This window comes from Psychrobacillus sp., from assembly GCF_032154225.1.
Lineage (GTDB): Bacteria > Bacillota > Bacilli > Bacillales_A > Planococcaceae > Psychrobacillus.
In genome coordinates this window covers 248,490-266,119 of sequence record NZ_JALDYF010000002.1, presented here as the reverse complement: position 1 = coordinate 266,119, position 17,630 = coordinate 248,490, and the positions used below count along the sequence as shown (strand labels likewise).

Genomic DNA, 17,630 nt, shown 5'->3' with positions numbered 1-17,630 from the left:
TTTCAGCCGAGGAATCCTTCTCTTTTTCAGGTAACAAGCGTACTTTCTCTGTCATCATTTTACTATATGCATTTGATTATAAAAAACTATCGACGTTATGTCAATTATCCATTTCCATGAATTGATACGGTGTAATACCATTCATCCCAACTAGTGGGTCGATTAAATGGTAATTATCCGCCGTTAAATAGGTTGTGTCAACGACAACTTCCTCTATTGGCTGTTGATCTGGCTCAGCCTGTTGTTCTGTTTGTTCCAAGCTATTTGATAAACGATCCATTAGCGTCGTTAATCTTTGTAAATCATCTGTTCGCTGGACACCAAATGTAAACACTTCTGGATCTCCACATAATATTAAAAAGTTTTTCGCTCTTGTAATGCCCGTGTACAATAAATTTCGGCGTAACATTTTCATATAACTTCTCGTTACAGGCATAATGACTGTTTGGAATTCACTCCCCTGCGATTTATGGACAGAGCAACAATACGCTAATGTAATTTGGTTTAAATCATTTTTTTCATAAGTTACTTCCGTACCATCGAACGAAATGACTAGTATCTCTTTCTTTTCAGCCGTTTCAGCTGCTTTAAATATGCTAATAACTTCTCCCATATCGCCGTTAAACACATTGCTTTCAGGCTGATTAACGAGCTGAAGTACTTTGTCTCCGATTCGGTATATTGTTTCTCCAAATATCATTTCTTTTCGTTTTCCATCTGTATTTGGATTGACCATTTCTTGAATCATTTTATTTAATGCATCAATTCCTGCTGGACCTCGGTACATTGGTGCAAGCACTTGTATATCTCGAATAGAATGCCCTTTAGAAAGAGCACTTTTTAATACCTTTTCAACAACTACTGGAATTTGCTCAGTAGAAGCTTTTATAAAAGATCGATCCTTTGTTTTAGCTAATAAAGTTTCAGGAACCATACCTTTTTTCATTTCATGCGCTAATTCAATAATCGATGAACCTTCCGATTGACGATAAATATCTATTAGTTCGACTGTTGGAATGCGTTTAGACGCAAGCAAGTCTTTCAATACTTGCCCTGGTCCAACTGGTGGCAATTGATCTTGATCTCCTACGAAAATGACTTGAGCATCTTTAGGAATCGCTTTTAATAATTGGTGACCAAGCCAAGTATCGAGCATCGAAGTTTCATCAATAATGATTAACTTTCCTTCGATTTCTTTTCCTTCAACATCATTATTTTCTTGTCCATTGAACCCTAATAATCGGTGAATCGTCATTGCAGGAAGTTCTGTAGATTCGCTTAATCTTTTAGCCGCTCTTCCAGTTGGAGCCGCTAAAACGACTGGAAAAGGCTTTTTATCTTTCGCCCATTCTTTTGGGTCAAGAGATAAACCATGTAACTCGGCGTATAACTCTACAATTCCTCGTACAACAGTCGTTTTCCCTGTCCCCGGTCCTCCAGTAAGCAATGTCATACTTGAATTAAGCGCAGTTTCTATTGCTTGTACTTGCGTGTTTGCGTACTGTACTCCAAGTCTTTCTTCAATGCCGCCAAGATGCTTTTTCATTTCTGCTAATGGAAACTTATTATGAAAATCATTTTCCCCTAGCAACGTTTCAACTTTCGCACTAATCCCAACTTCAGAATAATAAAGAGAAGGTATATAAAAACGATTTACTTCTCCGACGATACGATCTTCTTCCGCCAACTCGAAGCAACATTTTGTAATCGATTCAAACGATATTTCCTCTCGCTGTGCACTTTCTAAAAGCTTTTTCACGGAATCTAATAATTGCTCTGCATATAAAAACACATGCCCTTCACTTAGAGAAGCAGCTTGCAATAAGTGAAAAATTGCAGCTTTAACACGATCAGGGTGATTTCCTTGTATGCCAAGTTTATATCCTAATTCATCTGCACGTATAAAGCCGACTCCATCTACTTCTTCGATTAGTCGATATGGATTTTTTGTTAATGTATCGATTGTTTCTTCACGGTAAGCTTGATAAACTTTCATCGCAATTTGAGGTCCGAAACCCCATTCATTTAACTGGATCATTACTTTTTCTAAGCCTAAATTTTGTTGTAAAACGGCACGTAATGTTTGTTTTTTATCGTCGCCTAGCTTCGGTACGATATCTAATGCTTCCGGATCATCTAATATTTTATTGATCGCATTTTGCCCAAGGATTTTGACAATTTGTTCGGCTGTTTTCCTCCCAATACCAGGGAACATATCACTAGACAAATAATGAACAATCCCTTGTTCGGTTGCAGGAACTTCTTTTTGAAACGTGTCCACTTGAAATTGAACACCGTATTTAGGATGATTTTTAATATGTCCAGTAAACTTATACGCTTCTTCTAAAACTAATTGCGGGAAATAACCCGTTACAATTATTTCTTTTTCTATGTATGTCGTGTTTGTCGATTTTACTTTTAACTTGATAATGGAAAATAAGTTTTGAGGATTATGAAAAATAGAGACGATAGGACGACCCGTTATAAATAATTTTTCGTTATTTGTTTCAATGGTCATTTTACCTACCGCCTCCTAAAGTGGTTAACTGCGAAGTGAAATCATATCATACACATATCTTGCTTGGTCATAGCTTGGTTGAATCGTAAATGCTTCTTTTAAGTGAAATAACGCAGCATCCGTATTTGTTGTAGAAACCGCATATAAAACACCTAAGTTATAATGTGCATCTGCATTTTCTTTATCTGCTTCTAAAATTTCTTTTAAAATCGGTTCTGCTTCATTGAACATCTCAAAGCTAGCAAGTGCAATTGCATACGTCAGCTTTATTTGGATGTCTGATGGTTCTAGTTCATACGCTCTTTGTAAGTATGGAAGAGAAAGTTTTGTTTGACCACTTTTCTCAAAGCTTTTTCCTAACATAAAGTAAGCATCTGCTCCCTCAATCCCGTTAGAAATAGCCTTTTCATATAATTTAGCCGCTTCTTCAAAACGCTCTGCATTATAGTATAAATTCGCTAGACTATAATAAGCTGTCGCTGCATTTTCATCTAATACAATCGCTTTTTGAAGGAATCTTTCTGCACGATCATTTTCATTCATCGATGATAAAAGATTTCCAAAGTTAATATAGCCAATTGCTTCCTCTGGATTTTCTTCAATCGCCTTTGTAAATAATTCGGCTGCTTTTTCATAATCCTCTTCTTGGATTGCTTGAATACCTAGTTCGTTATAATTCACTTTATTTCCTCCAATTAACCAACGTAATCTAGTTTTAGTCCATCTTTAAATACTTCATCAATGGTAGCTCCGCCTAGACATTCGTCTCCTTGATAAAAAACTACTGCTTGTCCAGGAGTAATGGCGCGCACAGGTTTATCAAATGTTACAGACACTTTCGTTTCCGAAATCATTTCTACATGAACACCAACATCTTCTTGGCGATATCTAAATTTAGCTGTGCAATCAAAACTTTTCGGGTGATCCAAAGTTGTTGTGAAAGATAAATCTGTTGCAGTAAGACTCGTTGAATAAAGAGCATCATTATCGATGTTTTGACCAACTAATAATACATTTCTTTTTAAATCTTTGCCGATAACAAACCATGGATCTCCTGCTCCACCAATTCCTAGACCATGTCGTTGACCAATTGTGTAATACATTAGACCATCATGCGATCCCATTGGCTTGCCGTCCATCGTTTCCATTACACCTTTTTTCGCGGGCAAATACTGACTTAAAAATTCTTTGAAGTTTCTTTCACCGATGAAACAAATTCCAGTTGAATCCTTTTTAGTCGCTGTTGCAAGCCCTTGTTCCAATGCAATTTCTCGCACTCGTTTCTTTTCAATATTACCAATTGGGAACATTACTTTTTCTAATTGTTCTTGGTTTAATTGGTTTAAGAAATACGTTTGATCTTTATTCGTGTCATTCCCTCGAAGCATACGTGTTTGACCATCTCTTACCTCTACTTGTGCATAATGTCCTGTCGCTAAATAGTCCGCACCAAGTGCTAAAGCATGCTCTAAAAATGCTTTAAATTTAATTTCTTTATTGCACATAACATCTGGATTTGGTGTTCTACCAGCCTTATATTCTTCTAAAAAGTACGTAAATACTTTATCCCAATATTGTTTTTCAAAATTGACAGCATAATATGGGATTCCGATTTGATTGCATACTTTAATAACATCTTCATAATCATCTGTAGCTGTACAAACGCCAAATTCGTCCGTATCATCCCAGTTTTTCATGAAAATACCGATAACATCGTATCCTTGTTCTTTCAATAAATACGCTGCAACCGATGAATCCACGCCACCTGACATACCAATAACGACACGAGTATCTTCTTTTTTCTTCATATAATATCACTCTTTTCAATTATTCATCATTACTTTAGAATAATTTTGCTTATTTTCTGTGCAGCCTCTATTGCTTGCTGCTCTGTATTACTTATACCAAAACTAAATCGAATGGAATTTCTAAGCTCTGGTGTATTTTCCCCGAACATTGCAACTAAAACATGTGAAGGATCAATAGAACCAGCAGTACAAGCACTTCCACTTGATGCATCAATTCCCGCAAGATCTAATTGCACTAAAAACGTTTCAATATCCGTTTTAGGAATACTAATATTCACAACATGCGGCAAAGATACTTCTACTTGGCCATTCACTTTAAAAGGAACTCCTTGTTCCTTCAACCGCTCCAAAAATAGTTGTTTTAATTGTTGAAAATAACCAATGCTTTGTTCCATGTTCTGTTGTTTTATCTCGACTGCTTTTGCAAAAGCCACGATAGCTGGAACATTTTCTGTACCTGCACGTTTTTTTCTTTCTTGCTGCCCACCATAAAATAATGGTTTCAACAACAGCCCTTTACGTTGATATAAAAAGCCAATCCCTTTTGGTCCATTAATCTTATGACTTGAAACACTTAACAAATCGACTTGTAACTCATTCACATCTAATGAAATGCTGCCATATGCTTGCACCGCATCCGTATGAAAATATGCAGGATGATCTTTTAATAGAGCACCGATCTCACGAATAGGTTGAATCGACCCAACTTCATTATTTCCATACATGACGGAAACTAAAATAGTATCTTCTCTTAATGAATTTTTCAAGTCATTGATATCGATAACCCCATTTTGGTTCACCGGCAGATATGTTACGTCAAAGCCTTCTCGTTCTAATTGTTCACAAGCATGTAAAACCGCATGATGTTCAATTTGAGTAGTTATGATATGTCGCCCATCATTTACTCGCGCATAAGCAGTACCGAAAATTGCGTAATTATCAGCTTCCGTCCCACCGCTTGTAATCGTTATTTCTGTTTCATGTGCAGCAATACTTGCCGCGAGTATATTTCTTGCATTATCAAGTTTTTTTCTCGCACGTCGTCCCGTTTGGTGGATACTCGATGCATTCCCGAATTCCGCATTCATTTCTTCTGTGTATAATTGAATTACTTCTTTTGCCATTGGCGTTGTAGCAGCATGATCTAAATAAATTCTAGTCATTGTAAACTCCTTATATATAGAACATATATCCAGCATTATCTGGATTTTCTTCTGTAAATTGAGCTAAATCTTCAATTGTTGTCGTATCAAGTACATCTTTAACCGCATCACGAATACGCATCCAAAGCTCTCGCTGTGGCGGCTCTTCATTTTCAATTCCTTCAACTGGTTGAATTGGACCTTCTAATACACGAATAACATCCCCAGCAGTTAATAAATTTGGTTCTTTGGCAAGCATATACCCACCGTATGCTCCTCTGACGCTTTTCACGAGTCCTGCGTTCCTTAAAGGAGAAACAATTTGTTCTAAATACGCTTCCGACAAATCATGGTCAGCCGCTATTTGGCGAAGAGCTATCGGTCCTTCTCCAAACTGTTTTCCGAGCGCTATCATAATTGTTAACCCGTAGCGTCCTTTCGTCGATATTTTCAATTTATTCACCTCATTGATTAGTAAAAAATTCTTTCATAAGTATAGCATAATTACAGGCTTGAACGACTTCAAAATGACTTTTTCGCCAAACTCCGTTATAATAAAAGAACAAACGTTTGAACATAGGAGTGATTTTTTTGAGCAATGAACCTTTAGCATATCGTATGAGACCTCAAACAATAGATGAAATTGCCGGACAGCTACATGTCATCGGCAGCGACACTGCTCTATATAAGATGATTAAAAATGGACATGTTCCTTCCATGCTTTTATACGGAGATCCTGGTGTTGGAAAAACTTCCCTTGCTTTCGCTATTGCTGGTACGACTAAGCTGCCTTTTGTTGCACTAAACGCAACGAAAGCGGGGAAAAAAGATGTAGAAGACGTCGTTGCGGATGCAAGAATTAGTGGGAAAGTCATTTTATTTTTGGATGAAATCCATCGTTTTAATAAATTACAGCAGGACACATTATTACCACATGTAGAAAACGGCTCGATTATATTAATTGGAGCTACTACGGAAAATCCATTTCACGATGTCAATCCCGCTATCCGTTCTCGTTGCGGAGAAATTAAACAATTAAAACGATTAACAACAGAAGATATCGACATGCTGCTACAAAGAGCCTTATCCGACAACGAAAAAGGCCTAGGAAAAGTACCGATCGAGATTTCTGATGAACAGCGCTTAAAAATAGCGGATGCTGCAAATGGCGATGCTAGAAAAGCATTAACATTACTTGAATCTACTATTTTCGCTAGTTTTGAAGAAGATGGTATTACTAGAGTAGATGATTCTATTTTAAATAGCCTTATCGACAGGGTTGGTGTATTTGGAGATAAAAAAGGCTCTCATTTTTATAATCTTTTATCTGCATTACAAAAATCCGTGCGTGGAAGTGATACGGATGCTGCGCTTTATTACTTGGCACATTTGCTTGAAAATGGTGATTTAGTAGCTGTGTCTAGAAGACTGCTCGTCATGGCGTATGAAGATATTGGACTTGCAAATCCTGCTGTTGGTCCTCAAGTACTCGCTGCTATCCAATCTGCTGAAAGACTTGGTCTTCCAGAAGCACGAATCCCTTTAGCAAATGCCATCGTACTAATGTGCTTATCTGAGAAATCTAATTCCGCCTACACTGCATTGGATGAAGCAATCGCCAGTATTCATCAAGGAAAAACTGGCGAAATTCCAAAGCATTTAAAAGATACGCACTACGCTGGTGCTGCGGAGCTTGGACATGGTGGTTATGTTTATCCGCATAATCATAAAGTAGGTACGTTTGGCGGTTGGGTGAAGCAAACTTATCTTCCTGATAAATTGGTTGGAACAAAGTTTTATACTCCTATTGACGCAGGGGAAGAAAGAAGGCTTTCCGCGATTTATCACCGTTTAGAAACATTCAAAATAGAATAATGCTCCAAGTTTTTTTAAAATACGCAAGTTTGTCGGCGCAGTTAAATAATCCCACTTTAAAGTAAAGACTTCCGGCTTTCACTGTAACAACAAGGAACCCATTTGAACAAAGATTAATCAAAATGGGTTCTGCTATTATAAATATAGAATTCTCTTTTGCAAACCATATAATTAGTAAATATACCTTAATTCCCGATAAAAGGTATATTAATTACAATCGAAATGCTATTTACCCAGTTGGCGATTTCTGCATACTAATATAAGTATCAATTGTCATTCCATCATACAGCAACTTCCTTATACAATAGAGTACACGAAAGTTGTCAAAGAGATTGAGTTATCACTGATTACACATAGGCTACCATTTAGTGTTAAGTGGATTGGGCCCAGCATGAGTCGGGAAGAACGGGAGCACTTCCTCTGCTAACTCCTGAATCACTTCAGCAGAAGGTCTACTAGAAAATTGAATACCTAAAGCAGCATGATTGACTCCTGCTGCTTGCCATTCTTCCAAAAGTTGAATCAGACCTTTACGACCTGTCCGTAAAATATATCCGTCTCGGATTGGTGTTCTAGGATAATCTGGATCTTCCACAAGATCAATCCATTCGTTAGTCATATGGGGCTTGAATTTCCCACCGGGTATTTTTTCACGCCAAGAGCCAATCTTTTCCGAAAGTCTCTGGGGGCCAGACGCATTTGCTGTCACGCCGGGATATGTGAGCCACCCGTCGCTATTCTCCGCGATCCATTCGACAGATTGTCGGCTGGATCCTGTAACTATGAGCGGAATATCACCTGTTATTGGTTTTGGAAGAATTTCTACCCCCTCAACTTGTCCGAGAGTTGATAGAATTGATGGTCGCTGAAATCGAATGAGGTTACGGAAAAACCCAACCGTCTTCCGAAACCGAACATCACGTTGGTTAGCATCGATTCCATACGCAGGAAATTCTATAGCCCGGTCACCTGAAGCAATCCCAAGGATAAGTCGCCCACCAGAAAGCACATCAATGGATGACGCCGCTTTAGCCAAATCGATAGGATGGCGTAGCGTAAAGATTGTACTGCCTGTTGCCAAAGATACATTCTTTGTTCTTGCAGCAAGATATGCTAAATAAACAAATGGATCAAAGACCTGACCGGCATCTCCAAAATTTGGATCAAACAATGGCACATCTCTTACCCAAATTGCTGCGAAGTTCTGTTGATCAATTATTTCCACCAATTCAGCTTGACCCTTTAAGTCATCCATACTACCTGCATAAAACTTAATAGGAAGGAATATTCCAAGTGTAAGCTTATTGGGTGCAAACATTCGGCGGTAGCCAGAATGTTCATTGAAGGTTCCAAATGACGACTCTAGTTGCTTTGTATCACGAAGTGTTTCATTATTACCTGATATTTTTTCCAATAAATTCTCCTCCTAAACAATAGGTATCTTCCTGTCTACAGATACAGTTCTTCTCTACCCTCTATCGAAAACTATCTATGAAAGAATCCCAAACCAAAAACTGATATACGACTTACAAAAAAGGATAGTTGTGCTCACTACACATTTCAAAATACTATAGAAGAATATACTCCTAAAACTTAAATGGTCTACTGGAAATACGCTAAATAGAAAATGAGTTCACAGTAATTTTGATTTAGCACATTGTCCTCGGTATCCATAATCCATACCAAAATTAAATGCCAAAAGTTGACCACACTTCTTGTATCTTTAGTAATGCAAGTAAAGAATGGGTTAGAATAATCCTTTAGTGTGAATTCTCTTTCTCATTCCCCCTTCTATTAATAAAGGAGAATAGCCTATAGTCGTATATTTGACTGACAGTGATATAATTGTAAACACCAACTGACTCTAAAAATAGTGGCAATTCTAAACATATTTATAGGGTCAGATTAGATTATTAGGAGGATATCATGATCGATATTACTTTATTACTGGAAGGAAAGTCCGGAGAACCTTTGTATTTCCAACTATATCAACACATAAAAAAAGATATTATTAGAGGCAAACTTACTGCTAAGACACGATTGCCTTCTATCCGTTCGCTGTCATCTCATCTTCATATTAGCCGTAATACAGTAGAATCGGCTTATCATAAGTTGATAGACGAAGGCTATGTTCAAAGTAAGCCGAGAAGCGGTTTATATGTAATTGAATTGGAACTCGATAAGTTGCCTTTGCCGTATCCAAATAAAAGGAAACCTTTAGAGGTTAGCAAACAAGTAGTCGCTACGAATCCAAAGATTCAATATGATTTTCGGTACGGCGATGTGGATAATGAACACTTTCCACTTGCTACTTGGCGCAAGCTATCCAATCAATGCTCACAACCCGAGCATGTGGAACTGTTCTCTTATGGTGATTCTCAGGGGGAGCATGGACTTCGTGTTGAAATCGCTAAATATTTGTATGATTCGAGGGGTGTAAATTGCTCGGCTGATCAAATCATTATTGGAGCAGGCATTCAATATCTGCTTAGCTTACTTTCGGCGTTGATGAGTACTGATAGCAACAGTATCGCAATGGAGGAACCAGGATATGATGTGGTTCGAAAGGTATTTCGTCATAACGGATTCCAAATCAATCCCATTCCTTTAGAAAAGGATGGACTTAACATTCAGAACTTATATGAGAGCAAATCAAGTATTGTCTATATTACACCATCTCATCAGTTTCCATACGGAATGGTCATGCCGATTGCCAAGAGAATGCAATTACTTAAATGGGCGGCAGATCACGATGGAATCATTATTGAAGATGACTATGACAGCGAGTTTAGATATGTCGGAAAACCAATTCCTTCCCTTCAGAGTTTGGATACGAATAACCACACTGTCTATCTAGGAACCTTCTCTAAATGCCTTCTTCCATCACTACGTATTGCTTATATGATACTGCCTCCAAAATTACTGGAGCTCTATAAAAAACAAGGCTATCGATTATATGATCAAACGGTATCATGGTTTCATCAGAAGACACTAGAACTATTCATGAGAAATGGACATTGGGAAGCCCACATTCGTAAAATGCGGAAAGTATATCATAGAAAGCAATCCCAGTTGATTGAGAAAATTAAGGAGTTAATGGGTGAACAGGTTACAATAATCGGACAGAATGCTGGACTCCACATTTTATTGCGTGTACATAACGGTATGATTGAAGAAGAGTTAATTAGAGCTGCAGCCGATCATGGAGTTAAAGTTTACGCAGTATCCCCATTCTGGGAGAAGCAAAGCCAAGCTGAGGCGTCAATGATTCAAATTGGTTTTGGTGGACTAAGCAGTGAAGATATCGTTACGGGTATCCAATCACTATACCGCGCTTGGTTTTATCCATCCAATACTAATCATTGACTTCATTGACGGACTTTCAGATTAAAATAATATCGCCAACTAAACCATTTTCCACTTTAGTTGCACCTTTACTTTTTAATATAAAAGCAATCCATTCGTAGATAATATCCAAGAAATAAAACAGCTCTACTTAATAAAACAGTAAATCCCCCCTTGAAGCTAGTGTTCATGGCATAGTCTAAATAGAAAATCCAGTCCGAGTTAATCTCAGACTGGATTTTCTATTGAAAGATTTAATTAAACACCCATTTTACGACGAGTGTTGCTTACTTTTTTCGTCATTTGGCTTTTAGCTTTTTGATTTGTCGCCTGACCATTAGCTTGCGCTTTACCACCAGCTGCTTGGTTTTTCTTTTCTTCTAACTTTTGTTTCACTGCTTCTTGCAACGTCATTTTCTTTTTAGGTTCTTGATTATTAGTTTCAGTCATGTGAAATTCCTCCTTCATTTGTTCTTAAATCCCTTGCTGTAATTATAGTATAGCGCACGAGGGAAAAACAACCATTACTTATTGCACCCTATTTATGTGAATTTCTCTCGTTATATCATTAATTACCCAACTTGCACAAATTAAACCTACTGATGATGGTACAAATGCATTGGAAGATGGAGGCATTTTCGCTTTACGAATAGCTGCATCTGGTTTACCTACTGTGCCTACCACATCTTCTCGCACAATAATTGGGCTTTCATCCGAAAACACAACTGGAATACCTTTCGTTATTCGATCTTCTTTACGCAATTTTGTTCTAATTATTTTCGCAAGTGGGTCCGTATGCGTTTTGGAAATATCGGCAATTTTAAAACGAGTTGGATCCGTTTTGTTCGCAGCACCCATACTAGAAATAATTTTTATCCCACGCTTTAAACATTCTTTCATCAGATGGATTTTATAAATTACCGTATCTGATGCATCAATAACATAATCAATATTCATCGCAAAAAACTGTTCATATGTTTCATCTGTATAAAACATATGCATATCGATTACTTCACATGCTGGATTAATATCTGCGATACGCTCTTTCATCACTTCAGATTTAGAACGGCCTATCGTTGATATGTAAGCAACTAGTTGGCGATTAATATTCGTAATATCGACATTGTCCTTATCGACTAAAATAATTCTACCAACGCCACTTCTTGCACAAGCCTCTGCTGCAAATGAGCCAACTCCGCCAACTCCTAAAATGGCTACTGTCGTATTTTTTAGTAAATCTATTCCTTCTGTTCCAACCGCTAGTTCATTCCTTGAAAATTGATGTAACATATAAAAACACTCCATTTATATCAAATTAGTAGGTATTTAACCGATGAAAAACCCTCCAGCAAAAACCGCTAGAGGGACACTTAAACATTTAGGACGAATCCCAATCGTGCCGTCAAATAAAGCTGTATCGTTTTGAGCCCGCACGCAGCAGGGGGGTGTTCTCTTTATAACTTTTGACGTCCCGTTAAGGCGTGCCATCCACTATAAAAGTTAAACTCCCAACGATAAAATTAATTGTTCGGTCAAAACTGATTGGCATGTAGCGAACACATCAGGATTCGTATTGCTTTAATAATAGCATACGTTTTTAGAAACTTCAATCAGTTTGATGTGTTATTTTTTAACTATTCTGATTAATGATACTTAGACTTAATTCCTTAAGTTGTGCTGATGCTACCGAACTAGGAGCTTGCGTTAACAAGTCACTAGCACTTGCTGTTTTCGGAAATGCAATTGTGTCGCGTAAATTCGTTGAACCTGACAATAACATAACGACACGATCTAGACCAAATGCTACTCCACCATGTGGAGGTGTTCCATACTCGAATGCTTCCATTAAGAAACCAAATTGAGCTTTTGCTTCTTCATCTGAGAATCCAAGTATTTCAAACATTTTTTCTTGCACATCTCTCGAATAAATACGCAATGATCCTCCACCTAGTTCATAACCATTCAATACTAAGTCATATGCTTGCGCACGTACCTTACTTGGATCAGTCTCCATTAATGGTAGATCCTCGTCAAATGGTCTTGTGAACGGATGATGTGCTGCATAGTATCTTCCTTCTTTTTCGTCATATTCAAATAACGGCCAGTTCACAACCCATAAAAATGCAAAACGACTTTCATCAATTAATCCAAGGTCCTTTCCAAGCTTCAATCGAAGAGCACCAAGTGTATCTGCTACAACAGATTTTTTATCAGCTACAAAAAGTAATAAATCATCTGCTGTTGCTTCAAGTTTTTCCATTAAGCTAGTAGCTGCTTCACCTTCAAAGAACTTAGCAATAGGTCCTTTTAGACCTTCTTCGTCTACTTTTAACCAAGCAAGTCCTTTCGCACCGTAAATAGCAGCGAATTCTCCTAGTGCATCAATGTCTTTTCTAGAGAAGTTAGCAGCTGCTCCTTTTACATTAATTGCTTTTACTTGCCCACCATTTTCAATAGCAGCAGTAAATACTTTAAAAGCACTGTCTTTCACTAGTACAGAAAGATCTACTAATTCTAAACCAAAGCGAATGTCCGGTTTGTCTGAACCAAAACGTCCCATTGCTTCGTCGTAATCCATACGTTGGAATGGAATTGTTACATCAATTCCTTTAACGTCTTTCATAATCTTTTGCATCATACGCTCATTCATTTCCAAAATCTCATCCATTGATTGGAAACTCATTTCCATATCAATTTGTGTGAATTCTGGTTGGCGGTCTGCACGTAAATCTTCATCGCGGAAACATCTCGCAATTTGATAGTATTTTTCAAAACCAGAAACCATTAACATTTGTTTAAATAATTGAGGTGATTGTGGTAAAGCGTAAAACTCTCCCTCATGTACACGGCTAGGTACTAAATAATCACGAGCGCCTTCTGGAGTCGATTTTGTTAAAATAGGTGTTTCTACTTCTAAAAACCCTTCATCATCCAAGAAACGTCGAACTGTTTTCGTAATGTCTGAACGCATTTTAAATACATCATACATAACTGGTCTTCTTAAATCTAAATAACGATATTTTAATCGAATATCTTCCCCAGCATCTGTTTGATTTTCAATTGCAAATGGCGGATTTTTCGCTTCATTAATAATAACTAGTTCTGTTGCATGCACTTCAATCGCACCAGAAGCTAAATTTTTATTCACTTGATTTGCAGCACGCGCAATAACAGTACCATGCACTTCAATAATAAATTCATTGCGAAGTTTGTTTGCAATTTGAATTGCAGCTTCAGAAATTTCAGGGTTAAAAACTACTTGTACAAGACCTGAACGATCCCTAACATCTACAAATATTAAGCCACCTAGATCTCTTCGTTTTTGCACCCAGCCGATTAACTGGACCGTTTCGCCAATATGTTGTTCGTTTAACTCGCCACTTGTATGTGTTCTTTTCATTATTTTTCTGCCTCCACCCATGTTGAAATACTATTTTTCACTTGCTCTGTTAATGTACTAAAAGGTACAAGTTGTTGGTTTCCAGTTGATAAATCTTTTAGCATTGCACTTTGTTTTTCAAGCTCATCGTCTCCAATTACGAGGACAAATTTTGCTTTTAAACGATCTGCTGATTTCATTTGTGTTTTTATTTTTCGGTCTAAAAAGTCTTGATCTGCTGTGATGTTATTTTGACGTAGTTCGTATACAAGCTCTACTACTTTTTTCTTTGCAGCTTCTCCCATACCAATTACATACACGTCCAGAGAAGAATTATCCGCCCATGTATTTTTTTCCGCTTCTACTGCAAGAAGTAAACGTTCAATACTCATGGCAAAACCAATGCCTGGAGATGAAGGGCCGCCTAAAACTTCTACTAGGCCGTTATATCTTCCACCACCTGCAAGCGTCGTAATTGCACCGAATCCTTCTGCAACGCTCATAATTTCGAATGCAGTGTGGTTATAATAATCTAACCCTCGAACTAAATTCGGATCTACTTCAAATGGAATATTTAATACGCTCAAGTATTCCTTCACTTTAGCAAAATAAGCCGCCGATTCTTCATTTAAATAATCCGTTAAAGAAGGAGCAGTTTTCATCAATGAATGCTCACGATCCACTTTACAATCTAAAATACGCAGTGGATTTTTTTGTAATCTATTTTGACAATCCGAGCAAAATTCATCAATATGTGGAGCAAAGTGATTCACAAGTGCTTCTTTATGTGACACTCGACTTTCTGTATCTCCGAGTGAATTGATCACAAGTTTTATCTGCTTCAGTCCTGCTTTTTGATACACAGACATTGCAAGCGAAATTACTTCCGCATCAATGGCTGGATCTGCACTTCCAATTGCTTCAATCCCAAATTGAACAAATTGACGATATCTTCCAGCTTGTTGTCTTTCATAACGGAACATTGGTCCCATATAATATAATTTCACTGGTTGGTCTGGATATCCAAACATTTTATGCTCGACATAAGAACGAACGACAGACGCAGTTCCTTCTGGTCGAAGTGTTAATGAACGATCCCCACGGTCCTGGAATGTATACATTTCTTTTTGGACGATATCCGTTGTATCTCCCACACTTCTCGTAAATAATTCCGTATGCTCAAAAATCGGTGTACGAATTTCTTTGTATTGATACATACGGCATGTTTCTCTAATTAGATCCTCTACTATTTGCCATTTTCCTGTTTCTGTTGGCAAAATGTCTTGCGTTCCTCTCGGCACTTTAATATCCATTTTTCAGGACCCCTTTCATAAGAAAAATAAAAAAAAGCCCTCATCCCTTGCATAAAATGCAAGGGACGAGAGCTTGTATAAGCTTCCGCGGTTCCACCCTAGTTGGCCCAAAACACTTGACCCTCTCTTATCTGGATAACGGCCAGCTCCGTTTTTGCCTACTAAATAATATCTTTTTCGACAAAAAACCTCTCGAATGTTGTTCGCTGGATTCGTCTGTAGGAAAGATTTCAGCCACGTCTTTCCTTCTCTTTTCATCCGTTTAAAACAGCTACTTTTTCGGTCATCGGTTTATTTTGATTTTTAATTATACCTTATCTTAATGACAGGAGGGAAATAAGTCAACCCTTTTCAATAAAAGGTAGAATTTTTTAGCAAGAGTATTTACAATGATACATAGGAGGGATTCAATGGGCGACAAACTATTACATAAAATGACGATGTTTTTACTTACTATTATGCTAGTTATTCCACTAATAGAAGTACATGCACAAGAAATGGAAGTCATTGTAGATACCTCTTCACTTAAAGTTCGATCAGGTCCAGGTCTAACATACGATATTATTGGAGCTGTACAAAAAGGCGACAAACTAGTAGTAATCGAAAAAGAGAACGATTGGTATCAAATTAATTACGGGACTTCTTCTGGCTGGGTTGCTAGTTGGTATACAACTGGTACAGCCGTTGAAATAACGAATAAGCAAGCAATATCCAAGGTCAATAAATTAAATATCCGAACAGAGCCTTCTCTGTCATCGGCTGTTATTGGTCAGCTACAAGAAGGAGAACAATTTACTTCCTATAAATCAGAGGGAGAATGGATTGAAATCTCTTATAATGATCGAAAAGGTTGGGTACATAGCGACTACGTAACATTTGTTAAACAATCTGATAGCCAAGAAAATCAGGAACAAGGGGTTTCTTCAAACGAATATTTCACTGTATCTGTAGATATATTAAATGTTCGCTCGAAAGCAGATCTTTCCTCGGACAAGATTGGACAAGTTGCTAGAAATCAACAGTTCAAAGTGTTATCAAAAGTTCATAATTGGGTCCAAATTGAATTAGAAAATGGCGAAAAAGGATGGCTTTATACTTTCTACGGTAATTTTACAGGCGCCCCTTCTACTGCTAATTCTAGCAATGCAGAAAAATCAATTACGATACTTTATAACGGAACAAACTTGCGCGCAGAAAGTACAACAAATAGTGAAGTTGTCGCACGAGTAGATGCAGGAAAATCTTTTAGTGTTTTGGAAGAACAAAATGACTGGTATAAAATTAAACTAGCCGATGGTTCAACTGCTTATGTAGCAAGTTGGGTAGTTTCTTCCACTGGTTCATCCGGTTCATCTAATCCTCCTGATACATCGACTAATAATTCTACAGAGTCCCCTGCAACTCCAACTCCACCAGTTGAAAAACGAAAAAGTGGAACTTTAAAAGGGCTGACAATCGTAGTTGATGCAGGACATGGTGGTAATGACCGTGGAACAACTGGTGCACTTGGAACGGATGAAAAAGATATTACGCTTTTAACCGCTGAACTACTTTCTTCAAAATTACAAGCAGCTGGTGCAAACGTTATTATGTCGAGAGAGTCTGATGTATATGTGGATCTTCGTAAACGTGTATCTATCGGACATCAGGCGGCTGCTGACGCATTTATTAGCCTTCATTATGATGCGGTTGATAATAGTAGTGTTCGTGGGTTTACGACATACTATATGCATGATTATCAAAAGAAATTGGCTTCCTATGTACACAAAGAGCTTGGCAATATGGTCGAATTAAAAGACCGTGGTACGCAACCAGGAAATTATTTAATTTTGCGAGAAAATAGACAAAAAGCAATTTTAATAGAATTAGGTTATTTAAGTAATCCTACTGAAGAAAGAAATGTGACTACAGCTCAATTTAGAGAACAAGCAACTCGCGGAATTTATAATGGAATTATTAACTATTTCGACTCACAGATTAAATAAGTTTCCGACTCGCTCCTGGCTTCACATGGGCTATACAATGAACGGTAAAATTTTTAAAGCATGTTGAAAGTGGCTGCGCCGCTTCCAACATGCTTTTTCTTCGGCCATTGTATGGCAAATGTTCGCCTTCCGCTCGCAGGAAACCTCAGTGCCAAGTAATTGTTAATTTTGAATGGCGTATTTTTCGAAAATTGAAACTTTTATTTATTTCGAACGTTCTAAAGTATGTGTGTGGAAAAGTTATTATTTAATTTCATATGAGGAG

At 37.6% G+C, this 17,630-nt stretch carries 13 protein-coding genes, 1 other RNA gene and 2 other annotated features (1 of these 16 only partly in view); of the genes, 3 read left to right on the top strand and 11 right to left on the bottom strand.

Annotated features, from left to right (window positions below):
- Positions 1-64 (bottom strand) — a binding site (T-box leader); it reaches 147 nt to the left of the window's first position.
- 36 nt (positions 65-100) lie between these two features.
- Genes recD2 through cymR form a run of 5 tightly spaced genes read right to left on the bottom strand, consistent with a single transcriptional unit; the run spans position 101 to position 5,922 of the window.
- Positions 101-2,518: an SF1B family DNA helicase RecD2 gene (gene recD2 / locus RUH95_RS05130; RefSeq protein ID WP_313891760.1), complete on the bottom strand. Its 2,418-nt coding sequence runs from the start codon at positions 2,516-2,518 to the stop codon at positions 101-103.
- 24 nt (positions 2,519-2,542) lie between these two features.
- Positions 2,543-3,199 (bottom strand): tetratricopeptide repeat protein, encoded by a 657-nt coding sequence (locus RUH95_RS05125; RefSeq protein ID WP_313891759.1) that lies wholly within the window; start codon positions 3,197-3,199, stop codon positions 2,543-2,545.
- Positions 3,200-3,213: 14 nt separating this feature from the next.
- On the bottom strand, positions 3,214-4,326 hold the full coding sequence (gene mnmA, locus RUH95_RS05120) for a tRNA 2-thiouridine(34) synthase MnmA (protein ID WP_313891758.1): 1,113 nt from the start codon (positions 4,324-4,326) through the stop codon (positions 3,214-3,216).
- Positions 4,327-4,355: 29 nt separating this feature from the next.
- Positions 4,356-5,489: a cysteine desulfurase family protein gene (locus RUH95_RS05115; protein ID WP_313891757.1), complete on the bottom strand. Its 1,134-nt coding sequence runs from the start codon at positions 5,487-5,489 to the stop codon at positions 4,356-4,358.
- Positions 5,490-5,499: 10 nt separating this feature from the next.
- Complete coding sequence (gene cymR / locus RUH95_RS05110; protein WP_313891756.1) at positions 5,500-5,922, bottom strand: cysteine metabolism transcriptional regulator CymR; 423 nt, start codon at positions 5,920-5,922, stop codon at positions 5,500-5,502.
- 137 nt (positions 5,923-6,059) lie between these two features.
- Between cymR and RUH95_RS05105 the strand changes: the two genes are divergently transcribed.
- Positions 6,060-7,343, top strand: coding sequence for a replication-associated recombination protein A (locus tag RUH95_RS05105; RefSeq protein ID WP_313891755.1), 1,284 nt, complete (start codon positions 6,060-6,062; stop codon positions 7,341-7,343).
- Positions 7,344-7,701: 358 nt separating this feature from the next.
- On the opposite strand, the gene RUH95_RS05100 is transcribed toward RUH95_RS05105, so the two are convergent.
- Complete coding sequence (locus RUH95_RS05100; RefSeq protein ID WP_313891754.1) at positions 7,702-8,757, bottom strand: LLM class oxidoreductase; 1,056 nt, start codon at positions 8,755-8,757, stop codon at positions 7,702-7,704.
- A 557-nt stretch (positions 8,758-9,314) separates the two neighbouring features.
- On the opposite strand from RUH95_RS05100, the gene pdxR reads away from it, so the two are divergent.
- A complete protein-coding gene (gene pdxR, locus RUH95_RS05095) occupies positions 9,315-10,709 on the top strand; it encodes a MocR-like pyridoxine biosynthesis transcription factor PdxR (protein ID WP_313891753.1) in 1,395 nt (464 codons plus the stop codon).
- A gap of 237 nt (positions 10,710-10,946) precedes the next feature.
- Here the strand turns inward: pdxR and RUH95_RS05090 are convergent, their stop codons facing one another.
- From RUH95_RS05090 to hisS, 5 genes are all read right to left on the bottom strand, one after another.
- Positions 10,947-11,138 carry a hypothetical protein gene (locus tag RUH95_RS05090; protein ID WP_313891752.1) on the bottom strand — a complete coding sequence of 64 codons (192 nt, stop codon included), beginning with the start codon at positions 11,136-11,138 and terminating at the stop codon, positions 10,947-10,949.
- Positions 11,139-11,216: 78 nt separating this feature from the next.
- Complete coding sequence (locus tag RUH95_RS05085) at positions 11,217-11,978, bottom strand: tRNA threonylcarbamoyladenosine dehydratase (RefSeq protein WP_313891751.1); 762 nt, start codon at positions 11,976-11,978, stop codon at positions 11,217-11,219.
- Positions 11,979-12,071: 93 nt separating this feature from the next.
- Positions 12,072-12,259, bottom strand: a non-coding RNA gene (gene ssrS, locus RUH95_RS05080) — 6S RNA.
- Positions 12,260-12,318: 59 nt separating this feature from the next.
- On the bottom strand, positions 12,319-14,091 hold the full coding sequence (gene aspS / locus RUH95_RS05075) for an aspartate--tRNA ligase (RefSeq protein WP_313891863.1): 1,773 nt from the start codon (positions 14,089-14,091) through the stop codon (positions 12,319-12,321).
- Positions 14,088-15,380 carry a histidine--tRNA ligase gene (hisS, locus tag RUH95_RS05070; protein WP_313891750.1) on the bottom strand — a complete coding sequence of 431 codons (1,293 nt, stop codon included), beginning with the start codon at positions 15,378-15,380 and terminating at the stop codon, positions 14,088-14,090. Before hisS ends, aspS begins: the two co-directional genes overlap by 4 nt.
- A gap of 58 nt (positions 15,381-15,438) precedes the next feature.
- Positions 15,439-15,676: a binding site (T-box leader), on the bottom strand.
- A 114-nt stretch (positions 15,677-15,790) separates the two neighbouring features.
- Here hisS and RUH95_RS05065 point away from each other — a divergent pair.
- On the top strand, positions 15,791-17,365 hold the full coding sequence (locus tag RUH95_RS05065; RefSeq protein ID WP_313891749.1) for an N-acetylmuramoyl-L-alanine amidase family protein: 1,575 nt from the start codon (positions 15,791-15,793) through the stop codon (positions 17,363-17,365).
- The last annotated feature ends 265 nt before the right edge of the window (positions 17,366-17,630 follow it).